The 12,088-nt window shown below is 70.6% G+C and carries 13 protein-coding genes; 3 read left to right on the forward strand and 10 right to left on the reverse strand.

What is annotated here, in order from left to right:
• Positions 1–50: 50 nt before the first annotated feature.
• On the reverse strand, positions 51–1,631 hold the full coding sequence (locus tag BEK98_RS06180) for an acyl-CoA mutase large subunit family protein (RefSeq protein WP_094215363.1): 1,581 nt from the start codon (positions 1,629–1,631) through the stop codon (positions 51–53).
• A 102-nt stretch (positions 1,632–1,733) separates the two neighbouring features.
• Here BEK98_RS06180 and BEK98_RS06185 point away from each other — a divergent pair, with 102 nt between their 5' ends.
• Positions 1,734–2,564, forward strand: coding sequence for a L,D-transpeptidase family protein (locus tag BEK98_RS06185; RefSeq protein WP_094215364.1), 831 nt, complete (start codon positions 1,734–1,736; stop codon positions 2,562–2,564).
• A gap of 229 nt (positions 2,565–2,793) precedes the next feature.
• Here BEK98_RS06185 and BEK98_RS06190 read toward each other — a convergent pair whose 3' ends face one another.
• The 7 genes from BEK98_RS06190 to BEK98_RS06220 all read right to left on the reverse strand — a co-directional run bounded on the left by BEK98_RS06190 (position 2,794) and on the right by BEK98_RS06220 (position 9,071).
• Complete coding sequence (locus BEK98_RS06190) at positions 2,794–3,903, reverse strand: hypothetical protein (RefSeq protein WP_094215365.1); 1,110 nt, start codon at positions 3,901–3,903, stop codon at positions 2,794–2,796.
• Positions 3,903–4,565 carry an RNA polymerase sigma factor gene (locus BEK98_RS06195; protein WP_094215366.1) on the reverse strand — a complete coding sequence of 221 codons (663 nt, stop codon included), beginning with the start codon at positions 4,563–4,565 and terminating at the stop codon, positions 3,903–3,905. Before BEK98_RS06195 ends, BEK98_RS06190 begins: the two co-directional genes overlap by 1 nt.
• A gap of 246 nt (positions 4,566–4,811) precedes the next feature.
• Positions 4,812–5,597, reverse strand: coding sequence for a hypothetical protein (locus BEK98_RS06200; RefSeq protein ID WP_094215367.1), 786 nt, complete (start codon positions 5,595–5,597; stop codon positions 4,812–4,814).
• A 108-nt stretch (positions 5,598–5,705) separates the two neighbouring features.
• Positions 5,706–6,338: an RNA polymerase sigma factor gene (locus tag BEK98_RS06205; protein ID WP_094215368.1), complete on the reverse strand. Its 633-nt coding sequence runs from the start codon at positions 6,336–6,338 to the stop codon at positions 5,706–5,708.
• Between the two features lie 185 nt (positions 6,339–6,523).
• A complete protein-coding gene (locus tag BEK98_RS06210) occupies positions 6,524–7,471 on the reverse strand; it encodes a L,D-transpeptidase family protein (RefSeq protein ID WP_341868955.1) in 948 nt (315 codons plus the stop codon).
• A gap of 138 nt (positions 7,472–7,609) precedes the next feature.
• On the reverse strand, positions 7,610–8,053 hold the full coding sequence (locus tag BEK98_RS06215; RefSeq protein WP_094215369.1) for a hypothetical protein: 444 nt from the start codon (positions 8,051–8,053) through the stop codon (positions 7,610–7,612).
• 163 nt (positions 8,054–8,216) lie between these two features.
• On the reverse strand, positions 8,217–9,071 hold the full coding sequence (locus BEK98_RS06220; protein ID WP_094215370.1) for a hypothetical protein: 855 nt from the start codon (positions 9,069–9,071) through the stop codon (positions 8,217–8,219).
• Positions 9,072–9,492: 421 nt separating this feature from the next.
• Here BEK98_RS06220 and BEK98_RS06225 point away from each other — a divergent pair, with 421 nt between their 5' ends.
• Positions 9,493–10,131, forward strand: a complete 639-nt coding sequence (locus BEK98_RS06225) for an SMI1/KNR4 family protein (RefSeq protein ID WP_094215371.1) — start codon at positions 9,493–9,495, stop codon at positions 10,129–10,131.
• 121 nt (positions 10,132–10,252) lie between these two features.
• On the opposite strand, the gene BEK98_RS06230 is transcribed toward BEK98_RS06225, so the two are convergent.
• A complete protein-coding gene (locus tag BEK98_RS06230; protein ID WP_244201764.1) occupies positions 10,253–10,795 on the reverse strand; it encodes an SMI1/KNR4 family protein in 543 nt (180 codons plus the stop codon).
• Positions 10,796–10,942: 147 nt separating this feature from the next.
• Here BEK98_RS06230 and BEK98_RS06235 point away from each other — a divergent pair, with 147 nt between their 5' ends.
• On the forward strand, positions 10,943–11,440 hold the full coding sequence (locus BEK98_RS06235; protein ID WP_094215372.1) for a DUF1877 family protein: 498 nt from the start codon (positions 10,943–10,945) through the stop codon (positions 11,438–11,440).
• 95 nt (positions 11,441–11,535) lie between these two features.
• Here the strand turns inward: BEK98_RS06235 and BEK98_RS06240 are convergent, their stop codons facing one another.
• A complete protein-coding gene (locus tag BEK98_RS06240; protein WP_094215373.1) occupies positions 11,536–12,072 on the reverse strand; it encodes a hypothetical protein in 537 nt (178 codons plus the stop codon).
• Positions 12,073–12,088 lie beyond the last annotated feature (16 nt).

The following is a 12,088-nucleotide window of genomic DNA, read 5'->3' on the forward strand; positions in this document are numbered from 1 at the left end:
GGGGTGTGCGGATTCCGCCCCCGATCACTCGTACGAAGTAATCGCCCAGCTCAGAACGCATCCGTCGGCACATAACTCCCCCAAACCTCCCGCAGCGCGTTGCACACCTCCCCCACAGTCGCCCGCCCCCGCAACGCCTCCCGCATCGGATACAGCACGTTCTCCTCCCCCTCCGCCGCCTTCTTCAGCGCGGCCAGGGCCGAGTCCACCGCCCCCTGATCCCGCTCGGAGCGCAGCCTGGCCAAGCGCTCCCGTTGCCGTGCCTCGATGGCCGGGTCCACCCGGAGCGGCTCGTACGGCTCCTCCTCGGCCAGCTGGAAGCGGTTGACGCCCACGACCACCCGCTCGCCGGAGTCCGTCTCCTGGGCGATGCGGTACGCGTTCCGCTCGATCTCGGCCTTCTGGAACCCCCGCTCGATCGCCGCCTCCGCGCCGCCGAGATCCTCGACCCTCCGCATCAGGTCCAGCGCGGCCGTCTCTACGTCGTCGGTCAGCTTCTCGACCGCGTAGGAGCCCGCGAAGGGGTCGACCGTCGCCGGTACGTCGGTCTCGTAGGCAAGGACCTGCTGGGTGCGCAGGGCGAGCCGGGCCGCCTTGTCCGTCGGGAGAGCGATGGCCTCGTCGAAGGAGTTGGTGTGGAGGGACTGGGTGCCGCCGAGGACCGCCGCCAGCGCCTGCACGGCGACCCGGACCAGGTTCACCTCCGGCTGCTGGGCCGTCAGTTGTACACCCGCCGTCTGCGTGTGGAAGCGGAGCATCAGCGACTTGGGGTTCTTCGCCCCGAACTCCTCCCTCATCACCCGCGCCCAGATCCTGCGCGCCGCGCGGAACTTGGCGACCTCCTCCAGCAGCGTCGTACGGGCCACGAAGAAGAAGGAGAGGCGGGGTGCGAAGTCGTCGACGTCCATGCCCGCAGCGACCGCCGTGCGGACGTACTCGATGCCGTCGGCGAGCGTGAAGGCGATCTCCTGCGCGGGGGAGGCGCCCGCCTCCGCCATGTGGTAGCCGGAGATCGAGATCGTGTTCCACTTCGGGATCTCGGCGGTGCAGTACTTGAAGATGTCGGCGGTCAGGCGCAGGGAGGGCTTCGGCGGGAAGATGTACGTCCCCCGCGCGATGTACTCCTTCAGGACGTCGTTCTGGATGGTGCCCGTCAGCTGGTCGGCCCTCACCCCCTGCTCCTCCGCCACCAGCTGGTAGAGGAGCAGCAGCAGGGCCGCCGGGGCGTTGATCGTCATCGAGGTCGAGACCTGGTCCAGCGGGATGCCGTCGAACAGCACCCGCATGTCCTCGACGGAGTCGATCGCCACGCCCACCTTGCCGACCTCGCCGTGCGCGAGGGGTGCGTCGGAGTCGTGGCCCATCTGGGTGGGCAGGTCGAAGGCGACGGACAGACCGGTGGTGCCGTGCGTGATCAGCTGCCGGTAGCGGGCGTTGGACTCCACCGCCGTGCCGAAGCCGGCGTACTGGCGCATGGTCCAGGGGCGGCCGGTGTACATGGTCGGGTACACCCCGCGGGTGTACGGGTACGCCCCCGGTTCGCCCAGCTTCGTGTCCGGGTCCCAGCCGGTCAGGTCCGCCGGCCCGTAGACCGGCTCGATCGGCAGTCCCGACTCCGACTCACGCGCCATGGATGCCTCCGCAGTACGTCTCATCCGCGTTTTGTCCAGGTTTTATCCCCCCTCACCATGCCCCGTAGTTCGGCGGCGGTCACGCGGGGAAGCATCCCCGGCATGAGGATCCCGGGGAGACCAGCCGCTCTACTCGTCTCGGCCGCCGCCCTCGCCGCGCTCTGCGGCTGCACCGTGCAGCCTCCGGACGCCGACGGCAAGCACCACTCACCGGTGCGGGTCCAGCTGCCCTCCAGCCCCGCCCCCGACCCCACCCGGACGGCCGAGCGGACGCCCGCCGCCCAGCCCGCCCGGCCCGCGCCACGGGTGCTGTGGTCGCGCGGGGACAGCGGCCCGGGCGTGCGCGAGCTGCAGGCCCGGCTCCGCCAGGTCGCCTGGCTGTTCGACGGGCCGACGGGGACCTACGACGATCTGACCGAGCAGGCCGTCCGGGGCTTCCAGGGCAAGCGCGGGCTGCCGCGGACCGGTGAGCTGGACACCGTCACCTGGCAGCGGCTGCTGGCCATGACGCACCGGCCGGGCCAGTGGGAGCTGTACCTGATGGGCGGTCAGCCGGCCGCCGCGCCCGACCCGCGCTGTCTGACCGGCCGGGTGCTGTGCATCAGCAAGACCAGCCGGACGCTGCGCTGGATGATCGACGGGCGCACGGTCGAGACGGTCTCCGTCCGCTTCGGCACCCAGTACACGCCCACCCGCGAGGGTGTGTTCCACGTCTACTGGAAGTCACGGCACCATGTGTCGACGCTCTACCACTCCCCGATGCCGTACGCGATGTTCTTCAGCGGCGGCCAGGCGGTGCACTACTCCTACGACTTCGCGGCGCGCGGGTACGCGGGTGGTTCGCACGGATGCGTCAACGTGCGGGACGAGGCGGCGATCGCGCGGCTGTTCGCGCAGGTGGGGATCGGCGACAAGGTCGTCGTCTACTGGTGAGGATTTGGGGCGCGGGCGGGACCGGGGGAACGTGTCCCGCCCGCGCCAGGTGCACGAGCCACGGGTACGGGGGGAACCCCGGCTCAGTGCGACGGCCGATGACCAGTCGGCTCACTCATTACTGCGTCGCGGGGCCCGGAAACGTCACACCCTTGGCGGAAAAATTTTCGCGGCCGACAAAATCGCAGGTCAGAGGCGATATAGGGGTGGGGCAGGGGCGGGGCGGAACTCAGAGCGTGGTGTACGACGGGCTCGGCGTGGGCGCCGGACCCGTGGCCTTCCGGTCCGCGCCCGTGGGTGCGAAGGCCGAGGGTGCGGGGCTGGCGGCGCGGCCCTGGCGGTCGTGGCGGTGGCCGTGGCCCCGGCCCGGGTGACCGTCGTCGTCACCGCCCTGGCCGTTCTCGTCGCCCTTGTCCTTGCCCTTGTCCTTGCCCTTGCCTTCGCCGCCGCCGTTCGCGTTGCCCTTGCCGCCCTCGTCGCCGCCGGTGCCCTTGCCCGTACCGCCGGAGCTGTACTGGCCCGCGAGGACGGACTTGCAGTACGCGGTCACCCGCGAGGAGCCGCCCGCCAGGCCCTCCAGGGCCCGCCTGCGGTCGGAGCCCAGCTCCTTGCCGTCCTTCAGGTCGCGGCAGGCCGCGCTGGCGACCTGCCACCAGGTGCCGGGATTCCCGGAGGCGTCGCCGGAGCCGGGTGTGGTGCCCGGGTCCGTGCCCTGGTCGGGTGCGGTGGCCCCGCCGGAGGGGTCGAGGGACCCGCTGGTGCCGCCGTCGGGCGTGTCCGTGCTCGGGAGGATGCCCTGGGGGGACTGCGGCGTGGGCGAGGTGTGCGGTTGTCCCGGGCTCTGGGCGGCGGAGACGGAGGCCGCGGGGTCCGGGCGGTCGTCGTGGAACGGGATCGGCAGCACTCCGCTGCCGGCGGCCATGGCGACCCCGCCGAGCATGCCCGCGGCCACCGCCGCGGCGAGCGCGAGGCGCACCGGGCGGGCCCAGCGCGGCCGGCGGGCGCGGATTCCGGTACGGGTCGGGACGCCGATGCGGACCAGGCCGGCGTCGGAGCCGCGCGCGGACAGGCCGGAGCGCCCGGGGGTGCCGTCGCCGAGCGCGGCGGCGGTCCGCTCGGCCTCGGCCGCCTCGCGGACCTTGCGGAACGCGGCCAGCGCGGCCTGCTCGCCGGGGAGTTCACCGGTCGCGGGAGCCGCCTCGGCGGAGAGTGCGCCGAGCGCCTTCGCAAGCCGTTCCGCCTGGTCAGAGGAGGAGGCGTCGACGGCTTCCAGCGACTCACCGCGCAGCAGACGTTCCGCCGTATCACGGGTAAGCCACTTGTTGTGCTCGTCGGCCATCACATGTCCTTCTGCGTCCTCGCACGCGTATGCGTCACAGTTGCGGACGACACCGCACGACCGCGCGGTTCTCGCTGGGGAGGCAGCGCGTCGAGCACGCCCGCCGATTCCGGATCGTCGCCGAGCAGCTCCGCGAGCCGCTTCAGACCGCGGTGCGCGGCGGTGCGTACGGCCCCCGCGCGCTTGCCGAGGGTCTCGGCCGCGGACTTGGCGTCCAGGCCGACCACCACGCGCAGCACGACCGCCTCGGCCTGGTCCTGCGGGAGCCTGGCGATGAGCGAGAGGGTGCTGTCGGTGGCCAGGGCCTCGATGGCCTCACCGGCCGTGTCGGACTCGGCGGCCCGGCCGGTCAGTTCCGTCTCGTCGCCGCCTATCGCGGGGCGGCGGCCGCGCATCCGTATGTGGTCCAGGGCGCGGTTGCGGGCGATCCGGGCGGCCCAGCCGCGGAAGCGGTCCGCGTCACCGCTGAACCGGTCGAGGTCCCGGGCTATCTGCAGCCAGGCCTCGGACGTGACGTCCTCGGCGTCCGGGTCGCCGACGAGTGTGCGTACGTATCCGAGCAGCCTCGGATGCACCGCGCGGTACACCGTACGGAACGCGGTCTCATCCCCGTCCTGTGCCGCACGCACCGCGGTGGTCAGCTCCGCGTCGTCCCCCAGCACCGCACTCCCTTTACGCCTGGCTTCGGTCGGCGCGAAAGGCACGTTACGGCGTGAAACCGTTCCCCGTCCAGGTCGGTAGAAGATGCAACTAACTCGTGACACGCCCAGGTGTGACAGAAAACGCACTCTCGGCGCTGAAGGAAGTACGGGCCGTACAGCGGCCCGTGAGCGCGACGGCCGGGGCCTCTCCTGTGGGGGGTGGCGGCCCCGGCCGTTGCCCTGACGCTCGACCGCGGGTGAGCGGAGTCACTTCTTCCCGCCGGACTTACCGGAGTTGGCGGAGCCGGCGGCCTTCGAGTCCGCCTTGCCGCCGCTACCGCTCTTAGCGCTTTCGCTACTTCCGTGCCCATTACCGCTGTTGTGCGGCTTGTCGCTCTTGCCCTTGTTCGCGCCATCGGCGAGGGCGATCTGCTCGGAGCAGTAGGCGGCGACGTTCTCCTCGCCGCCCGCGGCCGTGACGAGCCGCTGCCAGGCCGTCGCCTCCAGGGCCTTGCCGCGGTCCTTGATCTGCTCGTAGGCGCGGCAGTGGGCCAGGGTGTCCTTCGCGGTGGCCGGGTGGCCGGGGCGCGTCGAAGGGGCTCCGGACTCGGGAGCGGTCGGCTGCGCGCTCGGCTGTTCCGGGGCGCTCGACGAGGGCCGCGTCCGCCGCCCGTCGTCGTCCTTCGCGGATCCGACGGAGTCGATCGCGGCGAAGGCGACACCGCCCAGCGTGACGCTCGCCAAAAACACGGAGAGCGTGGCCTTCAGTGAGAGCCGGGCGCCGCGCGCCTCCCGGGGCCGCCAGTCGTCCCGGCGCCGGGTCCGCGACGCGTGCGCCCCGGTGTCCCGGGCGGCGCGGAACGCGGCCACGGCGCGCTGCTCGGCCTCGGGGTCGATGCCGCCCGAGGCCGCGCCCCGGCGGAGCGCCGCGGCGAGCCGCGCCTCGAACGCGGCGTCCCGGCCGTCCCGGTCGGCCGGTGCCGGTCCGAGGACGGTGCCGCCAGGGTGCCCGCGCCGGCGGCCGGGCTCGTCGCCGCTGTGCCGTTCACCCATGTCCGTACCCGATCCTGTTCCTAGTGCGGCCCGCCCAGCCTCTCGGATCCGCCGGAGGCCTCGCCCCACTGCTTCTGCAGAATCCATACGGCTGGTGGCCGTCAGCGTTCATTTCGACTCCCCCAGCGTCCGGGGGCCGTCATCCGTCACACCTGAGTCCGCCGCGTCCCGGACGCCCAGCTGGCGGGCAAGCCATTTCAGCCCGCGGTACGCGGCCGTGCGGACCGCTCCGGGGCGCTTGCCGAGGACGCGGGCGACGGAGGGTCCGTCGAGGCCGACGACCACCCGCAGCAGCACGGCCTCGGCCTGGTCGCGCGGCAGCGACCGGACCAGTTCCAGGGCGCGCCCGGTGGAGAGGGACTCCAGCGCCTGGTCGTGCGTGCTGTGCGGTCCGGGCAGCTCCAGTACGTCCTGTTCGAGCGCCGCCGCCCGGGGCCGTACCCGCTGTCTGCGCAGGTGGTCCAGGGCCCGGTGGCGGGCGATGGTCGCGCTCCAGCCGCGGAACCCGGCGCCGTCGCCGCGGAACCTGCCGAGGTCGCGGGCTATCTCCAGCCAGGCGTCGGAGGCCACGTCCTCCGCGTCCTCGCCGACGAGGCCGCGGAGATAGCCGAGCAGGCTCGGCTGCACGATCCGGTAGGCCACCGCGAAAGCGTTCTCGTCACCGTCCTGGGCCCGTGCGACAGCCGCGCCCAGCTCCCCGTCCTGCGCCTGCAGGCGACGGGGCTCCCCTCCCTGGCCCAAAGACTGTCCTCGTTCGTACCGAGTGTGTAGCCACCATGGGTGGCGCGTCCCCCGTCGGGCGGCACACTCCGGCCGTGTCCACGCCCTACAAGGTCATCAGCGTCAGGCCTCACAGAAGTGTCACAGCTCCCGGTGCGCTCCCGGGTCGTCCGCACCCGTCCCGTGCCGTGCCCGTGCCCGTGTCGTCAGCCGATGGCGATGCGGGGATGGGCGCCGGGCCGGATCCAGGCCATGATCCGGTCCATCGTGGCGCGCGGCACGGACACACAACCAGCCGTCGCCCCCTTCCCGTTGACGTGCAGGAAGATGCCGGCGCCGCGACCGGGCGTGGCGGGCCACCGGTTGAAGTTGACGACGAGCGCCTTGGCGTACTGGGTCGGGTAGTTGATCAGATGCTCGCTGCCCCGGTCGCCGGACTCGGTGAGCGGGAAGTCGGCGCCCGCCGCGGTGTGCATCGAGTTGTAGTACTTGGACTGGGGGTCCTCCACCCACCAGTCCGAGCTGTTGACGACGTGGTACGGCATGCTCGTCCCGCCCGCCTCGACCCCGAAGCCCTCGGTGAGCGTGTACGTCCCGGAGGGCGTGGTGTACGTCCCCTGCCGCCGCGTCGCCCCGTCCGTGACGCCGTTGGAGCCGACCCGGCCGGCACTCGTGCCGAACTGCGCCTTCCAGCCCGAGGCGCCCTTGGCCCAGGCGGTGACGGTGGCGTAGGAGCCGCTCGCCTTCACGGTGATGAGCTGGGTGGCGTCGCCCGGGGAGGCGGGGACGGGGAAGTTCGGGGCGGCGTAGGCGGCGGGCGGCGCGGTGGTGGCCTGCTGGGTGACGGCGGTACCCGGGGCCGTACTCGGCGAGGCGGAGGCGTTGCCCTTGCCGCCGTCGTCCTTGGCCTTCGATGAAGCGGAGGCGGACGCGGACTTCGAAGGCGAGGACGACGCCGATGCCGACGCCGATGACGACGAGGAGGCACTCGGCGACGCCCCGACCGCGACACTGTCGGACCCGCCCCCGGCCTGCTGCTCGGCTCCCCCCTCCCCGCCTGGGCCTCCACAGGCCGACGCCGCCAGCAGGACACCGGCGACGGCCGGCGCGACGACGAAGCACGTACGGGCACGGGAACGCGAAGAGGGCAGCACGAAGAGACCCTTCGATGGGCAGCGGGAAGTGAAGGAACGGCCGGAAAACGGCGGCCGACCGGAACGAGGGCCGGTTATACAGCAGCGGTGAACGCGGAGGCGACCGAGGAGACGAACCGGACTCTCCACGCGAACCGCTCACCCGGTACGACGGCCGGCCTGCTCCCGCCGCGCCCGCCCGTGCAGCTTCAGCCAGAAGGTCTGCAACGAGTCCTCCGGACCGCCCGCTTCGAAACGGTTGAGCACCTTGCCGAGCGGGTTCCACACCCGCCCGTCCGGCATGCGCACGCCCGTCGACTGCCCGAAGTAGGCGCGCTGGTCGGCGTCGAAGTCCACCCACACCGCCCCCGCGCGGCGCACGAGCACCTCACCGACGTACGCCCCCAGCCCGGACAGCGCGTCCCGCGCCCGCTCCCGGTCGGCGCCGCCCTTGCGCAGCCCGTCGACCAGGAAGTCCACGACCCGCAGACTGCGCTCGGAGTAGTCCAGCGGCAGCCGGGTGCGGGCAGTGGCACGAGCGACGAAGTCAGCCGCGCACGCACGCATCTCACCCGCGCGCGGTCGTGTATCCACTCCACCCATGACAACGTTCCCCGTTCGCTCGGATCAGGGGAGCAGGACCCCGTTCCCCCGTCCACCAAGCGGAATCCGCCTCTCCAACATCACGGGTCACAGACGTGTCAATCACCACACGGGAACTCACACCAGACGCACAACCTTCTTACCCTGCCGTGCGTCGCACAGGTCACTTCACACCGGACGGCAGGGCCACGTTCCCGTCGAACACGCCACGGTTGTCGGCCCGTACCTCCTGACTCACCGTGATGTCCCCACCCTGGAACGGCACGAGAAACGTGAACGCGTACCGGTGTGCCACGACCCGGTACCCCTGCGCCCCGTCGCCCAGATCCCACGTCTCGGCGAAGCTCCTGAGCGTGATGTGACCGTCGGTCGCCGTCACCCCCGCCTTGCGCAACTGCCCCAGCACGGGCTCCACTTCGCGCACCGCCCGCTTGAGCGCGGGACGGTCGCGGGCAGCCGACAACTGCCACCCGGACGCACGCACCCGAAGCCGCACGCCCGCCCCCGTACGACTCACCGTCGCACTCTTGGCGTACGCCGCGAACGCGTCCAGCTCGGCCAAGGGGTCCTCGACGTCATTGGCGATGCCGGGCTCGGAGAGCGCCCCCTTCTTCCACCCCTCGGCGCCCTTCTTGACGTAACCCGTGCCACCGACGACGTACACCACCTCGGGCTCGCGCTCCCCCTTGCTGGTGGTCACAGTGCCGGTCTGCCGGAGCGCGACCGGGGCGGTGGTCCGGTGCACGGTCGCGGCGTACGTCGCCCCGGACGGCGCCTGCCCCTGCATGACGGCGGACTCACTGCCCCGCAGGGCGAACGTCCACCCCTTCTCGGCCCCCATGGCCTCCCGGGCACGGGCGACGAACTGCGCGGCGGTCCTGGGCTCCGGCTTCGGCGTGACCTTCGGCTCGGGTTGAGCCTGCGCGGTCTTCGAGGAAGTGTGCCGACCCGCGGGCTTCCGCTCGCCGTCGTGCGACGAACATCCGGACGACACGGCCACGGCAACGGCGACCAACACGACACCGAGGGCAGGGCGCCCATGCGGGCAGAGGGGTTTTCCGGTTCCGGGCAGCACGAATCAACCCTTCGACAGGGACGGCGAGTTCGATGGAGGCCCGGTTATACAGGAGCTGCGGAGGGGAGGGCGAGCAGCCGTACGAAGCGGGGCGAACGGGGCCCGTACCGCCGACTAGGACTTGTCCGGCCGATCACGGCGTTGGACGGGCAGCACGCTTTGGATATGAGGCGTGCTCGCCCGGTCCGGCCGGGATGGTTGCTGAGGTCGCCCTACCGGGCGTATCACCCGCTGTGTTCGGTGGTCACAGTCCTGGCTTCCCATGTTGAACACGTTGGCTGGTCTTTGGGGACCTGCTACCCAGGGCAACGGTGTCAGCCCACACAACTAGGGTTGCTGACCACTGACCTCAAGGGGCTTCACCATGGGCATTCATCCCGACGTCGCAGTACTGCTCGATCTCGTGCCGGCAGACTTCGCAGGCGGCGAGCAGATCGACTGGGCTGGGGCCGAAGTTGCGCTCGGCGCCAAGCTGCCGAGTGACTACAAGGCTCTGCTGGACACATACGGCGTGGGCGATATCGGAGAGCTCGTCATTCTGCCTCCACTTCCGAGTGATGTGCGCGGGTGGGAAGGGTGTCACATCGGAGCCATGACGGACGGCCTGCGTGGGCTCTGGGAGGAGGACGCAGGATTCCCCGACGTGACGCTGGGTGCCGATGCCGTCCTGCCCTGGGGTTCTGGAATGAACGCCAACGAGATGGCTTGGCTCATGAACGACCCAGATCCGGACAAGTGGCCTGTCATAGCCTGGCGCCGGCACCGCTCGTGGGGCGAATCGCCGTGGGCCCTGTTCGACTGCAACATGGTCCAGTTCATCACCCGCATGATGCTGGGTCAGTTCGACGCTTGCCCACTCGGCGATGCGTCGCTCTGGAAGCGGACAGACACGTTCGTCAGCTGGCGAGAGCAACATCGACGGCTCAGGGCCGGACTGGATCCTTCTACAGGCGAGCCCGATCCCTACGCTCACATGTACCCCATCACCGAGGACTGGCCCTGATCAGGCCCGGAGCCAGATCGCGAGGGCTGCCGCTGTCTCTATGCCGAGGAAAACGTGACGATCGCCCCCGGGAATCCCGGGGGCGATCGTCTTTCACATGTGGCTGGGACTCAGCGGCCGATCAGTCGATGCGGTCGTCCAGGCCCAGCACCTCCGGGTGGTCGCTGGGCCAGTTCTTGGGCATGCCCGGCACGTCGATGGTGCGCCCGTACACGCCGGCCAGGAACGCCACGGCACCGACCGGGAACTCCGACCAGTCGCCGTTGTCTCCGCGGACGACCACCGGCCATGCGTCCGGGTCCGCGGGGCTCGTCCTCCAGTAGAAGGAGTCCCCCGAATTGGACGCCGCCCAGCTGATCAGGCCTCCCGGCTGCGGGAAGGGAACGTAGTCCTCGGTGTCGCCCATCTCGTACAGATCCTGAAGGATCTCGTCCTCCCGGCACGCGGATCCCCACAACGCCTCGTTACCGGGCGTCGGAACGGACACCATAAGGAAGTCGTCGACGACCAGGACCGGATACGCCTCCGCCAGCGTGCGGAAGTCCGAGGGCAGCGCCGTCCCGAGAGCCGCCTCGAGGGCGGCCCAGTCCACAGCGCGCCCTCCTGGCACACGCCACTGCCTCATCGACGGCAGCGCGGCCTCCAGCTCTTCTACCCTCAGCATGTCGTCAGTCACCTCAAGTCTTCCTGCCGGGAGCGTACGGGTGGGATTCCGGGCTAGGAGACGGGACGTCTCGCCGTCAGTGCCGTCGAGTAGGTTCCGTCCGTTCGGCCCGACAGGCGAGCCGAACGGACGGGAGGACTCGTCGCCGTGAGCATCCACCTACACCTGCGCGCCGTCGCGGAATCCGAGATCCGGGACGACCACACCTGGCTTGCGGCGTTCATGTGGGAGGCCTGGGAAAACCACCCCGACGAGTACGCAGCGGGCATCGCCGACTCCATCGACAAGGTCTGGCACTCCGTCAATGACCTCTATGCCGCTGCCGATGCCCGCTCTGTGGATACCGACAAACCTTGGACGTTGCCGATTTACGGCGGACGCCCCGTGGCACACAGCGCCGAGGCCGACACCTCCAACCCGCCCCTGATGATTCTGGAGCGGCCTGGGGTGTCACAGGCCGCACGCTTCCTCGCGAACGTCTCTTTCGACGAGTTGTGGAACGTCGCCGGCGCCAAGCTCGGCGGCTACGGCCGAGACGAGGCGGAGGCCAGGCAGGAGTTCCTCGACCATCACAGGGACCTGCAAGGGTTCTACGGGCGAGCGGCTGCAGCAGGCCACGCCGTGGTCAAGGCGGTGTGGGCCTAGCTGGTCATGTGCTGGTTACAGCCATTCGTTGATGGCTGCGACCTGCGCGGTTGCTTCGTAGCGGACGGCGAGTCTCTCGTCCCAGCCGAAGTGGCTCAGTACGTCCGGTAGTAAGGCTCCCCGACAGACCCCGCGATCCCGAAAGGCGAGAACTCGGCGTCCGCCACCACCCGGTAGATGAATTCCGAGGCGGTCATGTCGAATCGCTGAAACGGTTCCAGCGGGTCAACGCGAGCCACAATCGGCCAGGTCGAGGGATCCGTCGCGGTATCGGCCAGCCAGTAGTACTCCTCCTCGATGAAGGAATAGCCCCACTGAACCAACCCCTTGCCGCTCTCCACCTCGCCCGCCCCGAGGATTCCGTACGGCTCGAACATCCGCCGACTGTCCGGGTTCCCCCGGACAGCTTTCAGCAACTTCTCATGGTTGGCGGGGACAGATTCCGACCCGCCCTGCGCCTTGAGCAGCATGACATGGTCACAGAAAGCGCCCCACTCGGAGAAACGGCGACGCAGTTCCTTGAAGTCGGCCGGCAGAGGGGCACCCAGGGCCTGTTCGGCTTCCGACCAGTCGGGTTCGCCGGGCTCGGCGTCCCAACCGGTCTCCGCCACCAGACGATCGACCCATTCCATATGCACCCCTCCGCGC

The organism is Streptomyces diastatochromogenes, assembly GCF_002242805.1.
Taxonomy (GTDB): domain Bacteria; phylum Actinomycetota; class Actinomycetes; order Streptomycetales; family Streptomycetaceae; genus Streptomyces; species Streptomyces diastatochromogenes.